The organism is Microbulbifer maximicatervae (SeqCode) (assembly GCF_052467385.1).
In genome coordinates, this window is record NZ_CP174311.1 from 5,146,355 (window position 1) to 5,169,921 (window position 23,567).

General features: G+C 51.3%; 24 protein-coding genes. 15 read left to right on the forward strand and 9 right to left on the reverse strand.

Translation table 11 applies throughout. The features are described from left to right. Positions 1-20: 20 nt before the first annotated feature. Entirely contained in the window at positions 21-617 is a 597-nt protein-coding gene (locus tag ACJJIR_RS22075) for a hypothetical protein (protein ID WP_444906849.1), read from the forward strand. Between the two features lie 64 nt (positions 618-681). Here ACJJIR_RS22075 and slmA read toward each other — a convergent pair whose 3' ends face one another. The 4 genes from slmA to coaBC form a co-directional block, all read right to left on the reverse strand. Further along, positions 682-1,290, reverse strand: coding sequence for a nucleoid occlusion factor SlmA (gene slmA / locus ACJJIR_RS22080; protein WP_108735025.1), 609 nt, complete (start codon positions 1,288-1,290; stop codon positions 682-684). Positions 1,291-1,401: 111 nt separating this feature from the next. Next, complete coding sequence (argB, locus tag ACJJIR_RS22085) at positions 1,402-2,319, reverse strand: acetylglutamate kinase (RefSeq protein WP_413663820.1); 918 nt, start codon at positions 2,317-2,319, stop codon at positions 1,402-1,404. A gap of 146 nt (positions 2,320-2,465) precedes the next feature. After that, positions 2,466-4,841 carry a phosphomannomutase/phosphoglucomutase gene (locus ACJJIR_RS22090; protein WP_444906850.1) on the reverse strand — a complete coding sequence of 792 codons (2,376 nt, stop codon included), beginning with the start codon at positions 4,839-4,841 and terminating at the stop codon, positions 2,466-2,468. Positions 4,842-4,906: 65 nt separating this feature from the next. After that, the gene (gene coaBC, locus ACJJIR_RS22095) at positions 4,907-6,112 is read right to left on the reverse strand and encodes a bifunctional phosphopantothenoylcysteine decarboxylase/phosphopantothenate--cysteine ligase CoaBC (RefSeq protein ID WP_413665903.1); all 1,206 of its coding nucleotides are present in this window, start codon (positions 6,110-6,112) and stop codon (positions 4,907-4,909) included. A 148-nt stretch (positions 6,113-6,260) separates the two neighbouring features. Here coaBC and radC point away from each other — a divergent pair, with 148 nt between their 5' ends. The 7 genes from radC (at position 6,261) to ACJJIR_RS22130 (ending at position 10,962) form a co-directional block, all read left to right on the forward strand. Then, complete coding sequence (gene radC / locus ACJJIR_RS22100) at positions 6,261-6,935, forward strand: RadC family protein (protein WP_444906851.1); 675 nt, start codon at positions 6,261-6,263, stop codon at positions 6,933-6,935. Positions 6,936-7,150: 215 nt separating this feature from the next. Next, positions 7,151-7,387 (forward strand): 50S ribosomal protein L28, encoded by a 237-nt coding sequence (gene rpmB, locus ACJJIR_RS22105; RefSeq protein WP_020413982.1) that lies wholly within the window; start codon positions 7,151-7,153, stop codon positions 7,385-7,387. A 36-nt stretch (positions 7,388-7,423) separates the two neighbouring features. Then, positions 7,424-7,579 carry a 50S ribosomal protein L33 gene (gene rpmG / locus ACJJIR_RS22110; RefSeq protein ID WP_020413983.1) on the forward strand — a complete coding sequence of 52 codons (156 nt, stop codon included), beginning with the start codon at positions 7,424-7,426 and terminating at the stop codon, positions 7,577-7,579. A gap of 97 nt (positions 7,580-7,676) precedes the next feature. After that, a complete protein-coding gene (gene mutM / locus ACJJIR_RS22115) occupies positions 7,677-8,492 on the forward strand; it encodes a bifunctional DNA-formamidopyrimidine glycosylase/DNA-(apurinic or apyrimidinic site) lyase (protein WP_444906852.1) in 816 nt (271 codons plus the stop codon). A 71-nt stretch (positions 8,493-8,563) separates the two neighbouring features. Continuing rightward, on the forward strand, positions 8,564-8,716 hold the full coding sequence (locus tag ACJJIR_RS22120; protein WP_282934619.1) for a DUF5993 family protein: 153 nt from the start codon (positions 8,564-8,566) through the stop codon (positions 8,714-8,716). Positions 8,717-8,727: 11 nt separating this feature from the next. Then, positions 8,728-9,276: a disulfide bond formation protein B gene (locus ACJJIR_RS22125; protein WP_444906853.1), complete on the forward strand. Its 549-nt coding sequence runs from the start codon at positions 8,728-8,730 to the stop codon at positions 9,274-9,276. Positions 9,277-9,360: 84 nt separating this feature from the next. Further along, complete coding sequence (locus ACJJIR_RS22130; RefSeq protein WP_444906854.1) at positions 9,361-10,962, forward strand: amidohydrolase family protein; 1,602 nt, start codon at positions 9,361-9,363, stop codon at positions 10,960-10,962. Between the two features lie 49 nt (positions 10,963-11,011). On the opposite strand, the gene ACJJIR_RS22135 is transcribed toward ACJJIR_RS22130, so the two are convergent. From ACJJIR_RS22135 to rsmD, 4 genes are all read right to left on the reverse strand, one after another. Next, entirely contained in the window at positions 11,012-12,649 is a 1,638-nt protein-coding gene (locus tag ACJJIR_RS22135; protein ID WP_444906855.1) for an NAD-dependent malic enzyme, read from the reverse strand. A 139-nt stretch (positions 12,650-12,788) separates the two neighbouring features. Next, the gene (gene ggt, locus ACJJIR_RS22140; RefSeq protein ID WP_444906856.1) at positions 12,789-14,513 is read right to left on the reverse strand and encodes a gamma-glutamyltransferase; all 1,725 of its coding nucleotides are present in this window, start codon (positions 14,511-14,513) and stop codon (positions 12,789-12,791) included. A 62-nt stretch (positions 14,514-14,575) separates the two neighbouring features. Next, positions 14,576-15,052 carry a pantetheine-phosphate adenylyltransferase gene (gene coaD, locus ACJJIR_RS22145; protein ID WP_282930647.1) on the reverse strand — a complete coding sequence of 159 codons (477 nt, stop codon included), beginning with the start codon at positions 15,050-15,052 and terminating at the stop codon, positions 14,576-14,578. Positions 15,053-15,138: 86 nt separating this feature from the next. Next, the gene (rsmD, locus tag ACJJIR_RS22150; RefSeq protein WP_444895667.1) at positions 15,139-15,729 is read right to left on the reverse strand and encodes a 16S rRNA (guanine(966)-N(2))-methyltransferase RsmD; all 591 of its coding nucleotides are present in this window, start codon (positions 15,727-15,729) and stop codon (positions 15,139-15,141) included. A 412-nt stretch (positions 15,730-16,141) separates the two neighbouring features. On the opposite strand from rsmD, the gene ftsY reads away from it, so the two are divergent. From ftsY to trmB, 6 genes are all read left to right on the forward strand, one after another. After that, positions 16,142-17,188, forward strand: coding sequence for a signal recognition particle-docking protein FtsY (gene ftsY, locus ACJJIR_RS22155; RefSeq protein ID WP_444908447.1), 1,047 nt, complete (start codon positions 16,142-16,144; stop codon positions 17,186-17,188). A gap of 36 nt (positions 17,189-17,224) precedes the next feature. Continuing rightward, positions 17,225-17,911, forward strand: a complete 687-nt coding sequence (ftsE, locus tag ACJJIR_RS22160; protein WP_282930649.1) for a cell division ATP-binding protein FtsE — start codon at positions 17,225-17,227, stop codon at positions 17,909-17,911. Continuing rightward, positions 17,892-18,908 carry a permease-like cell division protein FtsX gene (ftsX, locus tag ACJJIR_RS22165; RefSeq protein WP_444906857.1) on the forward strand — a complete coding sequence of 339 codons (1,017 nt, stop codon included), beginning with the start codon at positions 17,892-17,894 and terminating at the stop codon, positions 18,906-18,908. The genes ftsE and ftsX overlap by 20 nt, the downstream gene beginning before the upstream one ends. 222 nt (positions 18,909-19,130) lie before the next feature. Further along, on the forward strand, positions 19,131-19,985 hold the full coding sequence (rpoH, locus tag ACJJIR_RS22170) for an RNA polymerase sigma factor RpoH (protein WP_282930650.1): 855 nt from the start codon (positions 19,131-19,133) through the stop codon (positions 19,983-19,985). A gap of 108 nt (positions 19,986-20,093) precedes the next feature. Beyond that, positions 20,094-20,471: a DUF423 domain-containing protein gene (locus tag ACJJIR_RS22175; protein ID WP_444906858.1), complete on the forward strand. Its 378-nt coding sequence runs from the start codon at positions 20,094-20,096 to the stop codon at positions 20,469-20,471. Positions 20,472-20,555: 84 nt separating this feature from the next. Then, positions 20,556-21,341 carry a tRNA (guanosine(46)-N7)-methyltransferase TrmB gene (gene trmB, locus ACJJIR_RS22180; RefSeq protein ID WP_444906859.1) on the forward strand — a complete coding sequence of 262 codons (786 nt, stop codon included), beginning with the start codon at positions 20,556-20,558 and terminating at the stop codon, positions 21,339-21,341. A gap of 73 nt (positions 21,342-21,414) precedes the next feature. Here trmB and ACJJIR_RS22185 read toward each other — a convergent pair whose 3' ends face one another. Beyond that, entirely contained in the window at positions 21,415-22,425 is a 1,011-nt protein-coding gene (locus ACJJIR_RS22185; RefSeq protein WP_444906860.1) for a hypothetical protein, read from the reverse strand. A 203-nt stretch (positions 22,426-22,628) separates the two neighbouring features. On the opposite strand from ACJJIR_RS22185, the gene ACJJIR_RS22190 reads away from it, so the two are divergent. After that, positions 22,629-23,567: an outer membrane beta-barrel protein gene (locus ACJJIR_RS22190; protein WP_282930654.1), complete on the forward strand. Its 939-nt coding sequence runs from the start codon at positions 22,629-22,631 to the stop codon at positions 23,565-23,567.

Here is a 23,567-nt window from a genome sequence, read left to right on the forward strand (position 1 = left end):
TTAATTTAGAGAGAAGAGCGATGCGAGTCGCCCCTTTAGTACCTCTATTGGTCAGCACCCTTTTGATGTTGGCTGTAGAGGCTTATGGCAACAATAGCCGGGTTTTGTATCGATACACTGATCACCAGGGAGTCCTGGTGATCAACGATGTTATTCCACCGGAATTTGTTCCAAATGGATATGAGATTCTCACTCTTACCGGTCGTGTAGTTGAAGTAATCGCACCGCAGCTCAGTCCTGAAGAGTACCAGGCCCAGCTTAAGTTGGAGGCCCAGCGTGAGGCGGATCGTAAGTTGCTCAAGCGCTATAACAGTATTGCGGATATTGAGAGTGCTCGGTCGCGCAAGTTGGCTGTCGTAGAGCAGGATATGGCTATCATGCGGTCAAATATCAGCAGTCTACGCCGGCAAATTGCCCAGGAAGAAGCCTCTGCTGCGCGCACGCAGCGGGGCGGCCGTGAGGTGGCTCCCGAATTGTTGCAGAGAATTGCAGATCTACAAAAAGAAATGGAAGTGCTTGAGGAGCGCCTCAGCCGGCGTGCGGCTGAAGCGGATACCATAGGGGTTGATTTTGATAAGGCGGTAGCCCGCTATACCGAACTTAATGCTGAGAGCTAGCTAATTTCTCAATGCCTGAATAATTTCGGAGGGCTACCGCTAAACAGCCCTCATGAGGAAATGGTTATCTGGCTGCAGCCACTGTCTCACGGAAGAAACCAGCCGTTAATACGGGCCACTGTTCTGCCCAGTACTCTGTAGGCTTACGCTTAAAACCGCTGCGCACGTATTGGACGATACGCCCCTCCGCGCTCGCCAAAAGCAGGTTGGCAGCACCACCGAGAGGAAGAGTTGGGCGCAGGTGTTCGCGCAACTCGGCTTCGCGCAAGATCTGTCTAATTTGGGTTTCCAGTCGATCAAATAACTGCAGGATTCGTCCATGCAGCCTTTCAGTTTCACCGGTAAGCGCGTCGCCTGTGAGCAGGCGAGTGATTCCAGGGTTTCGCTCACAGAAAGCTAGCAGGAGCTGCAGAATTTTCTGGCAGCGATTGAGAGCCGAGGGCTCCTCCTGCAGGATCATTGCGATACGGCTGAAAATGGTCTCCTCAATAAATTCGATCAGCCCTTCAAACATCTTGGATTTACTGGGGAAGTGACGATATAGCGCGGCTTCAGAGAAACCAACTTCCTTGGCCAGTGCTGCTGTTGTAATACGTGCGCCGGGACTGACTTCCAGCATATGTGCTAGGGCTTCCAGGATTTGTTGACGCCGATTGATTTTTTCGCTGCTCATTGACTGCCTTTGGTCCGCTTGGGGGGCGGAATTTAGTTTTGCTCTTGTCGTCTTATTTTGACGGCGGCGGAATCCTACCGATTCGCCGGGCTGTCTTCAATTGCCAAGGGGCTAGTGGTCCACAGTTTGCGCTTCGATGTTGGTAATCAGGGTACCCACGCCTCGATCTGTAAATATTTCGAGCAATATGGCGTGGGGCACACGGCCGTCGATGATGTGAGCGGAATTTACCCCATCCTGAACAGCGTCCAGAGCGCAGGTGATTTTTGGCAGCATGCCGCCATAGATGGTGCCATCCTGAATTAAGCTCTCTACTTCATTGGTAGTCAGTCCGGTGAGAACCTCCCCCTCCTTATCCTGCAGACCGGCGACGTTGGTGAGTAACATCAGCTTTTCTGCTTTCAATTCCTCGGCGATTTTTCCAGCGACGAGATCGGCATTAATATTGTATGAAACCCCATTGCCGTCGACTCCGATCGGCGCGATAACCGGGATAAAGTCGCTGTGAACCAGCATATTGATCACATCAATATTAACTTTCTCGACTTCCCCTACCTGGCCGATATCAATGATTTCAGAGGCATGTAGTCCCGCACTCTCATTTTTTCGGGTCAACTTTCGCGCTTTAACCAGCAATCCGTCTTTACCGGTGATACCTACCGCGCGGCCCCCATTTTTGTTAATCAAATTGACGATCTGTTTGTTGACGGTGCCCCCTAACACCATCTCTACAACATCCATGGTTTCGCTATCGGTGACTCTCATTCCGTCTACGAATCGGGACTCAATACTGAGCTTGTTTAGCAGCTGCCCGATTTGAGGTCCGCCACCGTGCACTACCACTGGGTTCATACCTACCAGCTTCATCAGGATAATGTCTCGCGCGAAACTGTTTTGTAGTTGCTCATCCACCATGGCGTTGCCACCGAACTTGACCACAATAGTTTTGCCTGTAAAGCGCTGGATATAGGGCAGTGCTTCATTGAGGACCTGGGCACTTTTCAGCGCAGAGTTTAGATCTAGGGACATGGGCAGTTCCTTACACAGGGCGAAAGGGAATCAGGTTTGGGGGCCTGACTTGAGTCGCCAACGATTTAAAGCAAATGTGGTGGATTGTTTTCTAAGCAATAGGGGCAGTGGCCCGATGGCGGCGCAGTCTATTCCGCCGTTTTATCTTAATCGAGCAGCTGCCAGTCGGGTACAGTAATTGCGGGAGCAATCTTTCTGAGCTGTCCCATCACCTCAGTACGGATGCGCTCCAGGGCCTGTTCATTTTCAGCCTCAAAGCGCAGGGTTAGTGCGCTAGTGGTATTGGAGGCACGTACAAGCCCCCAGCCATCGGGAAACTCTATACGCAGGCCGTCGATAGTATTGATATCGGCATTGCCAAAATTCCCCTTATCGCGCAGCTGGTCTATCAGTGAAAACTTCTCAGTTTCCTCTACTGGTAGCAGGATCTCAGGGGTGCTGTGCATTTTCGGCAAGGTGTCGAGGAGTTCATCAAGACTTTGTTCGCGCAGTGCCATAATTTCTAGTACCCGCGCAGCAGCGTAGATACCATCGTCGAAACCAAACCAGCGGTCCTTAATAAAGATGTGTCCGGAAAGCTCGCCGCCCAAAATGGCTTTGGTCTCCAACATCTTGGCTTTCATGGGCGAGTGTCCGGTCTTCCACATAATGGGGCGGCCCCCATACTGGCTGATTAGCTGGGATAAACTGCGACTGCTCTTAACGTCGAAGACAATATTTTCTCCCGGATTGCGCGCAAGGATATCCCTTGCCAGCAACATAACCAGTTGGTCTGCCCAAGCGATACGGCCGCTGCTTGAAATCAGGGTAACACGATCACCATCACCATCCAGGGCCACGCCCAAATCTGCTCCTGTAGCCAGAACCTTTTCAGTCAAGGCTTCGAGGTTTTCTGGTCTGGAGGGGTCCGGTGCGTGATTGGGGAAGTTGCCATCCACCTCACAATAGATCGGTGTTACTGCACAGCCGAGCTGCTCAAAGAGGCGGGGAGCCAGGTTAGAGGTGGCGCCATTGCCAGCATCGATAACCAAGTGCGGTTGCCCGGCGAGGGCGACATTATTGAAAACTTCATCGATATATTTATCGGTGATTTCTTGCTCCCGATTGGCGCCTTCCCCACTTTTGAATGGGCCTTTTTTCATCAACTGGTAGAGCCCTTGCAGTTTGTCTTCCGCCAGGGCGCGACCTTTCAGTACGATCTTAAAGCCGTTGTATTCCGCAGGGTTGTGGCTTGCGGTAACAATGACCCCACTACTGGTATTTTTTCCTTTCGCACAAGCGTAATAGAGAAGTGGTGATGGAATCAGGCCGAGATTAATAGAGTTGCAGCCACTATCTAGAATTCCCTCAATCAGGCACTGGCTAAGTGTCTCACTGCTATTGCGTCCATCTCGGCCAACTAGTAAGAGATGTTCTCCAGCGTGCTGTGCCAGGGTGCCGAGCGCTCTACCTAGTTGATAGGCAAAAGGTTCGTTGATTTCCTGCCCGGCGATTCCACGGATATCGTAGGCGCGGAAAACATGCTGGGGATACTCAGAGGTCAGAGGCAGCTCGGGCTTGTCATCGTCACTTTCTGGCAAGTCCTTTGAACTATTTTCTTTTTCTTCGCTTTCTGAGTTCTCCGAATCAGAGTTCGAGATACTGGGTGCTGAGGCCAGGCTCTGCGGCAGAAAATCTGTATTGGAAGCCTGTGTAGTTCCTCCATCAGAGGCTTGTGGGTGCGCCTTATTAAGCTCGCTGCCACTAGCATCCTTACTTCTTTCCCATGGGGCTCTCGAATCGCGAGGTAGGAATTTCAGTAGGGCGAATAGGCTCACCAATATTCCAATGCCGGCTCCGATGTAAATCCAGGATGTGGGCAGACTGTGCTGTTCGACAAAGGTTTCGGAGGGACTGAAGTGGAGGCTTAAATAGCTGTCCTCAAGTTGCTCTATAGTGTTGTGGCCTTTTCCTGTGCCTGCGCGCCACAGAGTTTGTCGGTGGGCATCGGGAAACTTCTGCATTAACTGAACTTGTCCATGACCACCGCCCAGACTTTTTAAAATGTTTTCCAGCACGGAAAAGGGTTGGGTAGCCAGTAGTTGTTCATTTTCCAGGTTGATAACACTATGAAGTTGCCAGCTATTTTCCACACCTGTACGCAGTACTTCCATCGGTTGCTCAGGTGTTTCCTGACTGCGCTTTAACAGATCGACCAAGGCAAAGTTCAGGGAGGGATTTTGCCCTGAGCCCACTCGAACCTGTTCGGAAGAAAAGGCCTGGAGGGATACCTGCTCAGGTAATTTGGTAGATTCAATCAGTGTTGCTGCAGGGAGCTTCCTTGATCCAAGGGCCTGCAGGCGCTTCGAATAGTCTGCGACGTAAGACTGCACGACTTCAGCTAGTTCGGCAGTTTTTTGCTTGGCGGCTAGCTCAATCTGCGAGTAATTGTGGGGTATTACAAGATACTGGATTAACAGATAGGCACCGCCCAGCCAAGCGACAACTACTAATAATAACGGTAAAAATAACCCTTTCTGCATGGTACCGCCTGGTTTCTTTTTGTTGTTGGAGCCCACAGATATCCCTGATTTGAGCGTAAATGTTGTCACTGAGCCTTGGAGGCGATGAGTTCAATGAGCTGTCGGGCTAGGTCGGTCTTTAATGCGGGAGCCAGTCGGCTCTGACCATCCGCATCTATCACAGTGACAGCGTTGTGATCGCTGTTAAATCCCGAATCCGATTGGCTCACATCGTTGGCAATGATCATATCGAGGTTTTTCCGCTGCAGTTTGCTCTGGGCGTGGGCGAGAACCTGTTCTGTCTCTGCGGCGAACCCGATAGTGAAAGGCCGTAGCTCAGTACGCGTGGCTATGGCTGCAACAATATCGGGATTTTTGATGAGGGCAATTGCATCATCATCTTGCCCGTCTTTCTTTTTGATTTTCTGCTCAGCGACTTGGGCCGGCCGGAAATCAGCAACGGCTGCTGCACTGATAAAGATATCGCAGTGATCGGCGGCACTTTTGGCGGCCTCATACATATCCTGGGCGCTGATAACATCGATACGATTGACCTTTGGCGGCGTATCCAAATTTACGGGGCCGGCAATCAACGTCACTTCGGCACCGGCACTCTGCGCCGCCGCAGCCAGGGCGAAGCCCATTTTTCCAGAGCTGTGGTTGCTGAGGAATCTCACTGGGTCAATGGCTTCCCTGGTAGGGCCGGCAGTGATTACTACTTTGCGGCCCTGCAGTGAGTGGCTTGTGTGAAAAAGGGATTCAGTGTGTTCCGCCAGGTTTTCTGGTTCCAGCATACGGCCGGGGCCCACGTCGCCACAGGCCTGGCTACCCGCGCCTGGGCCCCAGAATATGACTCCGCGCTCCTTTAGGGTCTGAGCATTGGCTGAGGTAGCTGCGTGGCGCCACATGGCTTGGTTCATGGCTGGTGCCAGGGCCAGGGGGGCTTCGCTGGCCAAACAAAGGGTGGTTAAGAGGTCATCAGCCATACCGGCAGCCAACTTTGCCATTACCTGGGCACTGGCTGGAGCAATCAGGATAAGATCAGCCCATTTCGCCAGTTCGATATGACCCATAGCGGCTTCTGCCGAGGGATCCAACAAGTCTGTATGCACCGGGTTAGCGGATAGCGCCTGAAAGGTCAGTGGCTGTACAAACTCCTGTGCTCCGGCGCTCATTACCACTCGGACATCGGCACCGCGCTCTTTGAGCCGGCGAACCAGGTCGGCACTCTTATAGGCGGCAATTCCACCGCTGATACCTAAAAGTATGCGTTTGTCGGCCAGAGAGGACATAAATGCTGTTTCCGATTTGGTGCGAGCCGGTAAGATTAGCATTTCTGTGTCGTTTCTTATAAGACTGCAGTAGTGCTACAAAGGTGCAGCGTGGAAGAGGTGTTCAGTAGATGTGCGATAGATAAGACACTGACTAACTGGGCTACAAATGAAAATAAAGGACTGGCCGGCAGGTGAGAGGCCTCGGGAAAAGCTGTTGGAGAGAGGGGCTGAAGCCCTGTCGGATGCAGAGTTGTTGGCAATTTTTCTGCGCGTGGGGCTACCCGGCCTCTCAGCAGTGGATGTGGCCAGGAGACTTCTCAATGATTTTGGTGGCTTGCGCCCTCTATTAGAGGCCGAGCGAGATGACTTTTGCCGCGCGCGAGGGCTCGGCGACGCCAAGTTTGCACAGTTGCAAGCGGCGCTGGAAATGGCCAAGCGGCACTTGGCGGAGACGATACAGCACGGCAGCGCACTGTGCAGTCCCGGGGCGGTCAGGGATTACCTGGCAATCCAGCTCAGGCACCGGCGCAGGGAAGTGTTCTGCTGCCTCTACCTGGATAATCAACACCGGGTGATCGCTTTTGAGGAGCTGTTCGAGGGGACTCTGAATGCAGCGAATGTCTACCCGCGCGAAGTAGTACAGCAAGCGCTGTTGAAGGGAGCTGCGGCGGTTATTTTGGCGCACAACCACCCGTCTGGTGTCAGTGAGCCCAGCCAGGCAGATATCTGGATTACCGAGCGTTTGACCCAGGCACTAGAGCTGGTGGATATCAAGGTTCTGGACCATTTGATCGTCGGTGAGGGCAAGGCGCTATCCTTTGCAGAGCAGGGATTGATGTAAAGGTGTCGTTCCCGGCGTTGAAATGTTGTACAAAACTTGCTCCCTACGGGCTCTTTTGGTATAAAACGCCGCTCTTTGCGGCCGGGCCAGATTCTGCACAGGTTCCGCCGCCATCCAGGAACCGGATTAGAATCCCGATTTTTATGTTCCCGCACTACCTTTTCCTCTTCAGGATTGGCGCCATGCGGGCACAAGCGTTTTGAAGAGGCCAACAGATGTCCAAGGTATGTCAGGTAACCGGTAAGCGTCCGGTCACCGGAAACAATGTATCCCACGCTAAGAACCGCACCAAGCGTCGCTTTGTGCCGAACCTGCACAGCCACCGTTTCTGGGTTGAATCCGAGAAGCGTTTTGTGAAGCTGCGTGTTTCCGCGAAAGGCATGCGCGTTATCGATAAGAAAGGTATCGACGCTGTGCTGACTGAGCTGCGCGCCCGCGGCGAAAAAGTGTAACGGCTGTAGCCCAGCTAATAGATTGGAGATAGAGCAATGCGTGAGAAGATTCGTCTGAATTCCAGCGCCGGTACTGGCCATTTCTACACCACTACCAAAAACAAGCGCAACATGCCTGAGAAAATGGAGATCAAAAAGTACGATCCCGTTGTACGCAAGCATGTAATGTACAAGGAAGGCAAAATTAAATAATTGCCTACCGCTACTGTACAAAAAGCCCGGTTCTAACCGGGCTTTTTTGTGCGTATTGGAAATTGAGCAGCCAGTTTACACAGGGTAACTCCAGAAGATGCCAGAGCTCCCAGAAGTAGAAACCACTCTCAGAGGCCTGCAACCTCACCTGGAGGGGCATAAAATTCGCTCCGCAAAAGTGCGCCAGCACCAGTTGCGCTGGCCCGTGGAAGCAGACTTTGAGCGCCGTGTCCGCAATGCCCGGATACTGAAGCTGGAGCGCCGGGCCAAATACCTACTGGTACATACTGACAAGGGCTGCGCTATTTGGCACCTGGGAATGTCTGGCAGCCTGCGTATGGTCGAGGCTGCACAGGCACCGGAAAAGCATGATCATATCGACTGGCGTCTGGATAGTGGTCTCATACTGCGTTACCGCGACCCGCGCCGCTTTGGTGCCCTACTGTGGACAGTGGCGGACCCACTGACCCACGATTTGCTCAGTCACCTGGGCCCAGAGCCTCTCTCGGAAGAATTCAGTGGTGACTATCTGTTCGAGACTTCGCGCAAGCGTAAGCAGTCTGTCAAAACCTTCGTCATGGATGGCCGTATCGTTGTGGGGGTGGGTAATATTTACGCCAGTGAATCTCTTTTCCTGGCGGGCATTCGCCCAGATCGACAGGCCGGTTCTATTTCCAAAGCCCGATACCAGCGCTTGGCTGAGTCCATAAAGCAGGTTCTCAGTCAGGCAATCGCCCAGGGTGGGACTACCTTGCGGGACTTTATTGGCGGCGATGGAAAACCTGGCTATTTCGCCCAACAGCTAAATGTTTATGGCCGTGCGGGTGAGTCCTGTCCCTCTTGCGGCCGAGCAGTCAAAGATATGGTTTTGGGCCAGAGAAATACCTTTTTCTGCTCTAGCTGCCAACGTTAAATCGCATCCTTCTGGCAGCTTTAGACAATACTAATATCATCGTATTGTCGATAAGGAGCTGCTTAGTGGTCATGATATTGCCTTTTCTTACGGTCACCCTGTCGATTTGGGCCGTTTGGAATGGTCGTCGCCGCTCTGCAATGGGCTGGTGGTTGTTGACCTTGCTGATCTTCATTATGTGGTGTGGATATCATATGACGCGAGCACTGTCGCTGTCTTTCTAGGGGCCGTGCCCATGATGGTGTTTATGGTCAGAAGGCTGGATAGCTTGGCGCTGTTAGCGGTAAGCATAATCCTATGGATTGCCTTGATCATGGAGTTGGCATCCCACCAACACCCCTGCCCTCTCTGTCTCTTACAACGTGTTGCCTTTGCCATGATTGGCATGGGATTGATGTTGAACCTGCGCTTTAGTATTCGTGCAGAGCATTACGGCGTTGTTATTCTTTCGTGTCTAGCCGGTCTGGCTGCTGCTGTAAGGCAGGTATTGCTGCATATCACCCCTGGCGATCCAGGGTTTGGCAGCCCAGTCTTGGGCTTGCATTTATACACTTGGTCTGCACTGATTTTCTTTGTCTTACTGATCTACTGTGGCGTTGCATTAATGTTTGGCTTTAAGCGACGAAGTTTTGCCACTAGAGAGTTAACTTTGATTGAAAAGTGCATTGCCATCTCTTTCTTCACTGTCGTGTTGGCCAATTTAGTCGCGGTTCTCCTCGAGTGCGGTCTGGGTCCCTGCACCAGTGGGTCATTTGGGTATCACTGGTTGTGGTCTCGAGGTTAGGCACACAAATGTGTCCGAGCTTTCTACACTTTTCCTGATAAGACCCGAGTCCCGGGGAATTACGGAAAACTGTGAGGAGTCCCTATGCGTCTGGCCTGCCTGCTCATTTCACTATTGTTAATTGCTTGTGAACGAGCTGAATCCCCCTTGCCGGCCGCCAGTGTTGAACCCGCCCAGCACGTTTTAAGGAATGCGTATATCTATACCGTCGACCCGGCCCGTAGTATTGCCTCGGCAATGGCAATTCGCGATGGGCGCATAGTCTATTTGGGGAATGAAAATGGAGTGAATAGGTATGTCGGAGTTCACACTCAGGTTAATGATTTGAAAGGAAGGTTAGTACTTCCCGGTTTCATCCAGTCAATTTCAAACAATACCGATTATAGCGGTCTGGATTTGTCTCTGTTTCAATCAGTTGAAGCCTATCAAAATAAGATTCAAGATTACATTCTCAATAATCCTGAGGCCCAAATTGTCGTCGGCCGTGGCTGGAAAATGGAAGTATTTGGTGACGACGAGCCCCATAAAGCAATGCTTGATCAGATTAATGATCTAGTACCAATTATTATGTTCTCAGCGGATCACTCATATGTGTGGACTAATTCTGAAGCTATAGCGGCGGCTGGAATAGATATGAGCACCAATAGTTCGACTGAGAATTTTATTAAAAGAAGTGATGATGGAATTCCTATTGGCCTATTTCAAGGTAGGGGAGCAGTAAGTGTTTTTAGTAGTCTAATTCCTGAAGACAAGGTGAGCAAAGAGTTTCATAATCTCAGTGAGCTAAAGGATGTAGCCCTTTCCATGGGGGTCACGACTTTACATTCATTTCATATTCCTTTTTTTGAAAGTGAAAATAAAGCTGAAAAATTTAAAAAATCAAATTCTTTGGAAAATCGTGATGTTCGTATTAGAGCGTTTTTAACGGTTCCTATGAACATGCCTTCTGATCGATTTATATCCCTTAGGAATTATGCGGATAAAATTTCTTCAGATGATTTTAAAGTGATTGCTATTAGTTTCGTAATTCCAGACTCTATTTCAAATTATAATTATCTAATTCAAGACGAGCTGGGAGAAAGTGTAAAAGATACTTCTGCATGGCTTGTCGATCTTTTTCATCAGGCAAATTTATATAAGTTTCAGGTGCATTTTAGCCTTCCTGAAGGGAGTTATGAAAGTGGCATATTAAGGGGCCAAGTTGAAAAGTTAATTAATGCGGAGTATCAGGGGGTCCGTAATATCGTATCAAATATTCCAGAATTCTTACTGGTTGATTTGTTGGAGAAAAATAATGCGGCAGCAATTGTTTATGAGGGTAAGTTGCCAACCTTTAATGTCGATAAATTAACAGAAGGCACAGGTTCTTATATGGGGGGTAAAATTTTATTTTTTGCAGGTGATGGGAAGCTAGAAGGGCAGATGAATAGCCTAAATGTGATACGAGATCCGATTTCCATTATACACACAGGAGCTAAGCATAAGGTTCCAGTTGACCTTATGATAAGGTTGCTCACAATTAGGGGGGCTTATGCTATTCATCTGGAGAATGAAGTAGGAAGCTTAGAGGTGGGAAAGTGGGCTGATTTTATCGTTCTGGATGGAAATTTATTGAAAATAAAATCAGCCGAAATTGATAAAGTTAGAGTGTTAAATACCTACTATAAAGGTAGGCAGGTATACTAAAAAATCCATTAATAAATTGGTGGTTGCACTTTAGAGTAAAATATGAAGCTTATGTGAATGTCCTATATTCTGCTTTATAGCTTAACTCTTCAATGAATTTATATAGATTCTTGGGCTCTTGTATTTCGGCCAGACCAAGCTTGAATATTTTTTCACTTACCCTGACAGCAGTGTGCAATGACACTTTAAGTATGTCCGCTTGTGGTGGAAATAAGCAGCCTTGATCAAGAAGTTCGTTTGCGACCTGTTCTGCAACACCAATAGCCGCCTCTATAAATAGCTCATCTGGGATTCTTTTTGCTTTGGTCGCATAGATTGCAAGAGCAACTGCAGGGAAGATGTAGAAATTATTTGCCTGTCCAGGTAAATAATTTTTCCCATTAAAGTTGTAATTTGGAAACTGAACTCCAGCAGCGTAAATAGCTGTGCCTTGAGACCACTGATAAGCTTGCTCCGCTGTACATTCAGCGTGCTCGGTTGGATTGGATAAGGCAAAAATTATTGGTTTTTGATTAAGTTTTGCCATAGTCTCTACTACTTGCCGCGTAAATAGCTGCCCAACAGTACTGACGCCGATAAGAGTAGTTGGCTTATGTGTATTTACAGCGGTAAACAGGTCATTGGTAGGGGGTAAATCATGCGCATAGGGTTGCTGAAAATCATATAAATCTGTCCGACCTTTAACCAATAGGCCATTTTGGTCAAACATAATAATTCTAGCTCGGGCATCTTTTTCATTTAGCCCATCCTCGATCATTTTACTGACGAGTAAGTCAGCTATACCTATGCCTGCCGACCCTGCTCCGGCAAAAAATATTCGCTCATTTTTTAGCGTACTACCTTTGATTTTCAGTGCATTGAGCATGCCTGCGAGAACTATTCCGGCGGTTCCCTGAATATCATCGTTATAACAGCAAGCTTTGTCCCGGTAGCGTTTCAGCAGGTGTACAGCATCACTGCCAGTCCAGTCCTCGAAGTGCAAACAACAGTTGGGATATTGCTCCTGAACAGCAGCAACAAACTCATCGACAAAGGGATATAGGACTTCACTGGTGGGACGTTTTTCTCGTAAGCCGATATATAAGGGGTCACTGAGAATAGCCTCGTTATTCGTCCCCGCATCTAAAAAGAGCGGCAGTAAATGTTCTGGTGGTATAGCTGCCGCCACGGTATATAGCTGTAATTTTCCAATGGGAATGGCCATGCCATTGGCTCCGATATCGCCCAGTCCTAGAATTCGTCCACCGTTAGTTACGCAGATAAAACGGATTTCCTGATCCGGCCAATGGTGCAGGTATTCGGCGACTTTGCCCCGGTGGTTAGTGCAAAGGTAAACGCCCCTAACCCGGCGTATGATATGGCTAAATTTAACGCAAGCTTCACCGATGGTAGGGTCATAAATAATAGGTAAAAAGCGCTCTGGGTCGGACATAACCACGCGGTAGAAAAGCGTTTCATTGGTGTCCAATAGCCCAGTGAGGTAAACAAAGCGATCAATGTCTGAATGCTTGTGACTCAACTGCATCATTACCCGTTCTACTTGGGTTTCTATGGTTTCAACCGCATCTGGAATTAAGCCTGTGAGACCAAATTTTTGTCGTTCTGCTGCAGTAAAGGCTGTGCCTTTGTTGGTTATCGGGTTGTGTAGGAGTCTGAGTCCCCCCAACTCGGTTTTTGGTTTTTTCACTTGCCAAGCTCTCTTACTCGATTAAGCAAAAAGAAGTATGGACTAAGGTGGACTCGGTTAATGGCAGGGTTGGCGGGGGATCAATGGTTTTTGCTTGGGAGCGTGAGTGGGCAGGCTAATCACCACGAGGGTGGGCCATTTAGCGGCCCACTGCGCTGCCCTCGCGGCGGGGGTCGGCTCCACCGTACAGCTTGTTATTTTGCAAAGCGATGGCATGGATACCACTGTTGAGGCCCCTTTCGACAACCTCGTGTCCACGGGCTTCGAGTTTCTCGATAGTATCGGGGCTGAAAAAGCCGGGCTCCAATTCGACTCTCTTACCAATAGCGCCGATATTTCCCGCAGAAATCGCTTCGGCAATCGGCATATTCAAGCCCAGATGGTAGAGAATGGTGCGCGCGGTGTAGTCAATAATTCGTGAGCCGCCGGGGGAACCCACCAGAAGGCGCATGCTGCCATCTTTGTTGAAAACGATGGTGGGGGACATGGAAGAGCGTGGTCTCTTGCGCGCTTGAATACGGTTGGCCACCCGCTCCCCACTACTGTTTTTTGGAGTGAAGGAAAAATCGGTGAGCTGGTTGTTGAGCAGGAAGCCCTTTACCATCAGGCGCGACCCGAAGCCGGTTTCAATACTGGTCGTCATACTGACGCCATTACCGTAGCGGTCGACAATCACTAAATGACTGGTGTTGGGCAGCTCTGGCGATTGGGCCATCACCCGCTTCACCCCGAGTTCGGCTGGGGTACCCGGAGTCGCAGCTGTGGCGGAGTCCGGGTCGATTAACTGCGCGCGGCGAGCCAAATAATCCCTGGACACCAGCGATTTACTGGGTACTTGGACAAAGTCGGAATCACCGGAGTAGGTGTTGCGATCGGCAAATGCCAGTTCCGAAGCTTCGATAAATAAGTGGGTGAGCAGATCACTGCCAGGCTCGAAGCGCTCCAGTGGGAACTGTTGCAGCATGCCCAGAATACCGCCTACCGTGGTACCTCCGGACGATGGGGCATCGGCACCACACACACGATATTCGAGAAACTCCGAACACAGGGGCTGGCGCTCCTTGGCCCGGTAGCTAACCATATCTTCGAGACTCAGGAGCCCTGGGTTGGCACTGTCATAGCGCACAGCTTTTACGATAGCCTTGGCAATGTCGCCGTGATAAAAGGCATCCGCACCGCCCTGGGCAATTGCCTCCAGGGTTTCCGCGTAAGCTGGGTTCTTCAAGTTGTGACCCACGGGCAGAGGTTTGCCATCACTGTTGAAGAAGTAGCTGGCAATTGCCGGTCGAGCAGCCACCTTCGGCATGCGCAGTAACAGCTGGTGAAGGCGCGGTGATATCTGAAAGCCGGATTTGGCCAGGTGTATGGCCGGCTGAAATAACTGCTCCCAGGGTAACTTGCCATCGCGCTCGTGAGCCATTTCCAGCATTCGCACAACACCGGGAACGCCGACCGAGTAGCCGCCGATTACAGACTCAAAAAATGAACGCGGCTTGTTGTCGCGGATAAAGTAATTTTCGTCTACCTGAGAGGGGGCTGTCTCGCGCCCGTCGTAGTACTTGAGCTTCTTTGCCGCAGCGTCATAGCTAAGCATAAATGCCCCGCCACCAATCCCGGAGGATTGTGGTTCTACCAATCCCAATACCATCTGAGCGGCAATGGCGGCATCCACAGCGCTGCCGCCCCGGGCGAGAATCTGCTCGGCAGCTCGGCTGGCGTGGGGGTTGGCAGTGACTGCCATATAGAAGTTGGCCGTTGAGGACTTAACGGCAGTGCGACCGGTATCAAACTCCGGTTGTGGTTCATCGGCAAAAGCGAAAGCGGGACTCAGAACCAGTGCAAAGGCGGCGAGAAAGTTGCGCACGTAACACTCCGCGGATTGTGGATAAATCCGCTCGAGTGTATCAGAAATAGCCAGATTCCGGCTTAACGAAATTTCTCTTCCAGCGCGCTTTGTACAGCAGCCGGAACAAACTTGGTGACATCGCCGCCCAGGGAGGCAATTTCACGCACTAAAGAGGATGAAATGTAGGACAAATGTTCTGCCGGTGTCAGGAACAGGCTTTCCATATTGGGCGCTAACTGGCGGTTCATATTGGCCAGCTGGAACTCGTATTCAAAGTCGGACACCGCGCGCAGACCGCGCAGTACGCCATAAGCATCTACCTGGCGCACCAGGTCGGCGAGCAGGATATCGAACCCAATGACTTCGACATTGGGCAGGTGACCGAGAACTTTTTGTGAAAGTTCTACCCGCTCCTCTAAGGTGAACAGGGGGTTTTTGCGGTTGCTGGCAGCCACAGCCACGATAACGTGGTCAAACAAGCGGCATGCGCGCTCCACCAAGTCCAAGTGACCATTGGTGATGGGATCGAAGGTTCCGGGATAGACGACTTTTTTCATACGCCAGGGCTTAAATGCGGGCCGAATGGGATGCGAATGGTAAACAATTTACGGCTAAGGTCAAAACCGAATCTTTTTATTCTTCCCTAAACCGATGGGCCGGCGCGGCGAAACAAGCGCATACACACCTGTCCTGCACGTTTTTCTTTTTCCTGTTCCCAGCCAGGTACGGATGCAACCACTGTGTCTCGCGGTGTTTCCACATAGATTAATGCATCCTGCGAAAGATGGCCGGACAGGGCGCCTAGAGTTGCCTGCCAAAGATTGTCAGCAAAAGGGGGATCGATAAATACGAGGTCGTATTTACTTCCATTACTTCCGAGGAACTCTTCTGCACTACAGTTATGGACTTTGGCTTCCCGGGCGTTTAACTGTTTTAACTGTTCCGCCAGGGTTCGCGCAGCGCGAGTATTCAGCTCGACAAAATCTACCGAACCGGCGCCTCGGGATAGCGCCTCCAGACCCAGGGCTCCTGAACCGGCAAAGAGGTCCAGGCAGCGGGCGTCGGGCAGGTAGAACTGCAGCCAGTTAAACAGAACCTCCCGCAGTCGGTCGCCGGTAGGTCTCAAGCCCTCCACTGGGGCAAACTGTAATTTTCGCCCGCGCCACTGTCCGCCAATGATGCGTAACTGTGAAAGGTTTTGCGGGCTTTGCTTTCGGGATGAACTTCTGGCCAAGGTAACTCTCTACTGGGGGCTTAGCGATGCTAAGATTAGCGTCTTTCTGCAAGCGGTACATCCGGACATACGAATGATTTTTGACTTCCTGCGCAAAAAGAAGAAGCGCAAGCCCGAACAAAGTGAGCCCCAGCAATCCCAGGCGGAGGTCACTGCTGCGTCTGAAGAGGAATCATCGGCGCAGAGCCCAGAGCCTTCAGCGCTAGAGAAAGAGCCCTCAGCGCTGGACAAAACGCCCTCAGACATAGAGGAAAAGTCGCCTGCCCAGGGAGAAACTTCCGCTCTGGAGGAGGCAAAGGCCCCTATCGATGAACCCACTACCCCAGCTTCTGCCCCCCAAGAGGAAAGTGCCGGCTGGGCGCAGCATACTGATGCGGCGGGCGAGCCGGAGGCCGTTGTCGAAGCCCCCCAGGTGGTTGCAGCAGCAGAGCCTGTAATAAAAGAAGAGGCCGAGAAGCCAGCCCCGATTCAGCCCGAGCTAGCTCCAAAACCCAGAGCCAAAGAACAGCCGAAACCGGAAGCCAAAAAGAAAGAGGGCTTCTTTGCACGTATGCGTCGCGGCCTCAGCCGCACCAGCAACCAGTTTGTCGAGGGGATGGGAAACCTGTTCCTCGGGGCCAAGGAGATCGATGAAGATCTGCTGGAAGAACTTGAAACACAGCTGTTAATGGCAGATGTGGGAGTTGAGGCCACCAGCGAGATCGTCGAGCGCCTGACCGAACGGGTATCCCGTCGGGAACTGGCCGATGGCGATGCACTTTACAAGGCATTGCAGCAGGAGCTGGCGGACTTACTCGATAGTGTTGATACTCCCCTGGAAATCGATATCAGCAAAAAGCCTTACGTCATCCTGGTAGTGGGCGTAAACGGTGTGGGTAAAACCACAACAATTGGCAAGCTGGCCCACCGCTTCCTCGGTGAAGGCAAGTCAGTGATGTTGGCTGCTGGTGATACATTCCGTGCCGCAGCCGTTGAGCAGCTACAGGTTTGGGGGCAGCGTCACGATGTACCGGTTGTAGCGCAGCATACCGGTGCCGATAGTGCGTCAGTTATTTTCGATGCGGTTCAGTCTGCCCAGGCGCGCGGCGTCGATGTGGTAATTGCCGATACCGCCGGGCGCCTGCACACCAAATCCAACTTGATGGAGGAGTTGTCCAAGGTGCGCCGGGTGATGGGCAAACTGGACCCCAGCGCGCCCCACGAGGTGCTGTTGGTACTGGATGCTGGCACTGGCCAAAATGCAATTAACCAGGCCTCTCAGTTCCGTGAGGCGGCCGGCGTTACTGGCTTGGTGCTGACCAAATTGGATGGTACTGCCAAAGGCGGCGTTATCTTTGCCCTGGCTCGTCGTTTCGGCATCCCGGTGCGTTTTATCGGTGTGGGTGAGCAGGCGGAAGATCTACAGCCATTCCGCGCTCGCGAGTTCGTATCCGCCCTGTTTGGCCGCGATAAGGCCTGATAGTTCGCCTAGGAAATAACAAGAACAACAGAAGCCGTGATCACTTTCGATAATGTGAACAAGCGTTACGCATCGGGGCAGGATGCCCTGGTGCGAGTCAGCCTGGAAATCCCCCGTGGCGATATGGTGTTTCTCACCGGTCACTCCGGTGCGGGTAAAAGTACTTTACTGAGACTCCTGACCGCGATTGAGCGCCCTACTAAGGGCAGTATTCTTGTCGCCGGACAGAATCTCAACCGCCTGCGCAATGGCCAGATCCCCTACTACCGCCGCAACCTGGGTATTGTCTTCCAGAATCACCAGCTGCTATTCGACCGCAGCGTTTTTGACAATATTGCCCTGCCCTTGTCTGTTGCTGGTTGCAATAAGCGAGAGGTGGGGCGTCGGGTTCGCGCAGCTCTGGATAAGGTCGGCTTGCTGCACAAGGAAAAGCAAAATCCCATTATGTTGTCTGGTGGTGAGCAGCAGCGGGTTGGGATTGCCCGCGCAGTCGTTAACAAGCCCGCGATACTGGTTGCCGATGAGCCCACCGGCAACCTGGACCCAACACTCTCGCAGGAAATCATGCAGTTATTCGCGGACTTTAACGCTGTGGGGGTTACGGTGCTGGTGGCGAGCCACGACTTGGAGCTGATTGCACGGATGCGCCGACGGGTATTGACCCTACAGGCTGGCCAATTGATTTACGACGGAGTGCCGAGCCGTGAAGTACACCCAAGCTAAAGCGCAACGGCAGGCCAACCCTGCCGCAGACAAGCGTGTGCGCAGCACCGGCGCTGTTGTTGCGCAAACAGGGTTGGGCGATCGATGGAATAGCTGGTTGGGGCATCACCGTGAGATGGCCGCCGACTCTGTCAGTCGATTTTTTAGCGCACCCATGGCCAGTGCAATGACGGCGCTGGTGATTGCTATTGCCCTGGCCCTGCCGGCGGCATTGCAATTGGGCCTGTTGAATTTCCAGCGCGCGGTGGCCGGTTGGGATGGGCAGCCACAAATTTCTGTTTTTCTACACAAAGATGCGAGACAGGCTGCGGTTAATTCCCTGGCCGACAAATTGCACAGTGACCCCGCTATCGCGGAGGTAACTTATGTCTCCCCGGAAGATGCACTGGCAGAGTTTGAACAGGCCTCGGGGCTTGGGGATGTATTGGTTGGCCTGGATGCCAACCCCCTGCCGGCAGTGCTGTTGCTGCGGCCAAGGGATGCGAAGGACGGCGATAAACTTCAGGCTTTGGTGGAGAACCTGAGAGCCCAGGCACTGACGGATTCAGTGGTCTTGGATCTTGCCTGGGTCCAGCGCCTCGCCCAGATCACCGAACTGGGACAGCGTCTCTCCGCAGGTCTAGCCCTGTTATTGGCGCTGGGGGTGGTATTGGTGGTGATCAATACCATACGGCTGCATATCGAAAGTCGCCGGGAGGAGATCCTGGTAGTAAAGCTCGTCGGCGGCACTAACGCGTTTGTGCGGCGGCCGTTCCTTTACAGTGGCATTTGCTATGGACTATTTGGCGGGCTGTTGGCGTGGCTGTTGCTTGCAGGTGGTGTGGCTATGTTGTCTGGACCAGTTGAGAGTCTGTCATCAAGTTATGGCAGCAGCTTCGAATTGAGAGGGCCGGGAGCCAGTTACTTCTTTCAATTAACGCTGGGGGCCTCCTCGCTGGGCCTATTAGGAGCCTGGCTTGCGGTAGCGCGACACACTCGCAAGATAGAACCCCGCTGACCGTTCAGTCTGATCAAGAAGGGTAAAGTGTTCTGGCAAAGGGAACCTGAGGCGTAAAAAGCCCCTCTAATTCCGCGAAATACAACAGAATACGGTAGTTGTTGGCGGGCTTTCTTATCTGCCCGTGCAAGTGCTACACTGAGTCCAGCTTGTCGTCGGATACAGTATCCGACGGCAGCGGCCGGTAAGATCGGCCGACTAATAATGACAGGAGAGACCTGAATGGGAACCAGCCTACAGCCAGTGCATACGCTGTCTCCGGGCGCCAACCTGGGAGCTTATATCCAGACCGTCAGTGGTTTTGACGTACTGACCGCTGAACAGGAAAAGCACCTGGCAGAAGACCTCTATTACCGCGAAAATCTCGATGCTGCACGCCAGCTGGTCATGTCACACCTGCGCTTTGTAGTGCATATCGCCAAATCTTATTCCGGCTACGGGCTCAATGAAGCCGACCTGATTCAGGAAGGTAATGTCGGTTTGATGAAGGCCGTCAAACGCTTCAATCCCGAAAAGGGAGTGCGCCTGGTATCCTTTGCGGTACATTGGATTAAAGCTGAAATCCACGAATTTATTCTGCGCAACTGGCGTATTGTCAAAATTGCCACCACCAAGGCGCAGCGCAAATTATTCTTCAACCTGCGCGGTCAGAAGAAAAAACTCGCCTGGTTGACCAATGCAGAAGCTAAAGCCGTCGCCAAAGACTTGAATGTGGATGTCACCCAGGTCCATGAAATGGAAGGCCGCCTGGCTGCACACGATGCGGCTTTTGATGCAGGTGTCGATGACGATGACGATACCGCCTGGCAGGCACCGGCTCACTACCTGGAAGACCGCAGTTTTGATCCGGCCGCCCAGCTTGAGCGGGATAACTGGCAGGAAACCAACTTGACCAGCCTCGCCAGTGCTATGGCACAACTGGATGATCGCAGCCGCGATATTATTCAGGCCCGCTGGCTCAGTGAGGAGAAATCCACATTGCATGAGTTGGCTGATAAGTATGGTGTTTCCGCTGAGCGAATTCGCCAGCTGGAAAAAAATGCCATGAAGAAAGTGCGTGCTGCTATGGAAGCCTAAATCGGCGTTCTGGTACACGGGTAGAAAACCGCGCAGTAGCGCGGTTTTTTTTGTCCCGCCTGTTACAGGCATACCTGTCACCACTGGGTAAAACAAAAAGGGAAGGTAATGGCCAAACTCTATCTGCTGCTGTGTGCACTCTTTGGCGCTAGTGGCGTGGCTCTGGGGGCGTTTGGGGCTCATGGCCTGCGCGGCAAGGTGGCAGAGAATCTGCTAGAGGCCTATAAAACCGGAGTCCAGTACCAGATGATTCATGCCCTGGCGCTGTTTGGTGTGGTGCTGCTAGTGCAAAACTGGGGAAACCGTTTATCGCTGACCCTGAGCGGTGCTCTTTTTACTTTCGGTATTATCTTCTTCTCCGGCAGTCTCTATGCCCTGGCACTGGGAGGCCCCCGATGGCTAGGTCCAATCACCCCTCTCGGCGGGCTGATGATGATTGCCGGTTGGGTAGTCCTGTTTTTTGCCGCATTTAATTTCTCTAAGTAGCCACCTTTACTGGGCTTACACTCAGATACCGAGCCCGAACAAAACATCAAGATATAAACCGTTTCGCATAAGAGGTCGCGAACAATGCAAGACGAATCTGCGGAAGATTTTCCCTACCGCACAGAATTTAAGAAGAAATCTATCCGCAGCTATGTGATTCGCGCGGGGCGAATGACAGAGGGGCAGCGCAATGCCTTTGACAATTATTGGGGGCAGTATGGACTCTCCCTATTTGATGGACCTCTGGATCGCCAACAGGTCTTTGGCCGCGAGGCGCCACTGGCGTTAGAGATCGGTTTCGGTATGGGGGATTCCCTGTTGGCCATGGCTGAAGCCGAGCCAGATAAGGATTTTATTGGTATTGAAGTACACCCGCCGGGGGTTGGCCGGTTGATCAATAATGCCGGCAAGGCAGGTATCAAAAACCTGCGTGTTTACATGGCCGATGCGGTCGATGTCCTAAACGATTGTATTGCCGATGGGAGCCTGGATCGTTTCCAGCTGTACTTCCCTGACCCCTGGCACAAGAAGAAGCACCACAAGCGCCGGATAGTGCAGCCGGAATTTGTTCGCCTGATTTGCAGCAAGTTAAAAACCGGCGGCCTTATGCATATGGCGACAGATTGGGAGAATTATGCCGAGCATATGCTGGAAGTATTGCAGGGTGAAAACCTGCTAGAAAATACCGCCGGTGAGGGTGATTATGTTGCCCGGCCAGAATGGCGCCCAGAGACCAAGTTTGAGCGTCGAGGGCAGAGGCTGGGGCACGGTGTTTGGGATCTGGTATACCGCAGGTTACCTGGTGAAGCGCTGCCGCTAACTACCACTGACCTAGATGCGTCAACTGTTGAAGAGTCCAAAGGCGAATAATTCGCACTGACGATCGATGTTTGCCACCGGTGCTAACATGGCACCAGTGGTATGCAACAGCCCACCTCTATTGTTAGAAAAACTCATTCCAGTTTTTCTTGGCCGCTTCCCATCGGCGCTTGTCTTCGACAACATTCAGGTTGCGGATGGTGTTACTGTCATAGGGCATCCAGTCCGACAGTTCAATATTATTTTGGGTGCCCGCAAAATAACGCATGCGAAAGCGGCGAATAAATTGGTTGGGAATAGCCATAAAGGCAACTTCACGTCCCTGGGTGACAGTGGAAACCTCTACGCATTGGTGGTTTCTTTTATCGAGCTCATAGATAAAACCGGTAGTGGCTAAGTCACCCTCATTTGTTCCATGCACAAAATAATACCTTTTTGGGCAATAAGTTTTGTTGTGCCAGGCAAAGCGCGCAACAATATTTGCATTGGTAGTGGTTGAGATGACTTGGTTAGATGCTCCGGTACCCAGGTGCGGATCAAAGCGGCCATTTTGATTCATCCAGGGAAAGAATCCCCCGGCTTGCCACAGCTTCTGTGGTGGGCGGGTATCGCCACGGTATAACAGTGTTGTCACTGTGTGCAGGTTAAAACCACTGCGGCTAAATCGGTAATTAAATAGTGAGAAAGGGACGTCCAAGTGGGCCTCGATGTTGGATATTGCTCTCCTCTCAGAGCTGAAAGCTTCACTGGCCTGTCGATACCAGCAGTAAGCTCCACCGAGTAAAGCTAAAACGGCATCTTTACGGCGTGTTATTCCATCGCTATCGAGTAGCTTGGTGGGTGTAGAGGGATCAAATCCAGTAAGCCAGGTATATAGGGTTTCTACTAGTACTTTGGCGACACGGGTAATCCTTCCATAATCATTTGTTTGAATTTGTACTGCCTGGCTTACTAATTGGTCGATCCGGGTTAGTCCATCACTACTGCGCTTGTGATACCACTTACTGTTGCTATTGGAATTATTTTGGAAATCCTGTGCGTACTCACGGATACTTTTGGGGACATAGCAGGTGGTTTGTATGTTTTGTGGGTGAACCAAGTTCCTAACATAGTTATCGATATTGGGTGCCAGCAAGGGTTAACTCTCCTGTCTTTATTACTGTTTTTCGCCACTAGCCGTCTATGCTTCTAGTGGTGCTGTGATTATCGAATTTTATTTCCAATAAGAACCGGATTCAGGAAGCATCGCGAAAACAAAACCGAATTATTTTTATTAATAGATATTGATGTTAATAATAATTTGGGGGGTTGATCAAGGAAGGAATCTTGGTGTTTCTAATGAGAAGGCGTGACCCTCTGCTTTCATTTCTCTATAGCCTGCCGTTTATCTTACTCTTTACAGTTTCTGAAGTCCGTGCTGATTTTGTTGGAACTTTAAACCTCTATGTTAATGGGGGTAAGCATTGGTTTGATGGTGACCGCCTACAAGGCACGCCATTTCGCGGTTTTGAAATGCGAGATACCTCAGGTGTCGGTGCCGGTTTTGGCTTTAACATGACAAATCATTGGGCGATGGAAGGGGTTGTCGACTATTTCGTCGTGAGTGTTGCGGATACGCCCGAGAAAGTAGATGTGTATAACTACCGCATAGATCTCCTATATCAATTTGGAGGGCAGTTCTGCGGTAATTTTTGTTGGCAGCCCTATGTCGCGTTTGGCCTGGGTGAAATGCGTATTAATTACGACCGGCGTTACCGTAAAAAACACTGGCATCCAGATGACCCAAAGTATGTCTATGATCCGGATCATCCCTACGACCCATACTATCCCTATCCCTGGGATTGTCGTAAGAAATTCTATGTCCCTGAGGATCGGCCAGACGGCCACCATTATCCCTACCCGCCTTACCATTGTGACTGGCATGACCGGCAAAATATGGTGAATGTGGGAATGGGAATTAAATATCACCTGGGGCCCCGTTGGCAGGCCCGCGCAGATATACGGCTTTTCCAGGGGGTCGAAGAAGGTGGTGTCGATGGTTTTGCCAGCTTGGCGGTCGGCTATCAATGGCTTGAATATCCGGATTTTTGGTATGACGAAGATGCCGATGGTGTTATTGATGCCACTGATCAATGTCCGCAGACCCCAGTGGGAATCGATGTGCAATTAGATGGCTGCCCGCTGGATACAGATTTTGATGGTGTACCCAGCTATATCGATCAATGCCCAAATACACCGATTGGTATTGCAGTGGATGAATACGGTTGTATTCGTTAA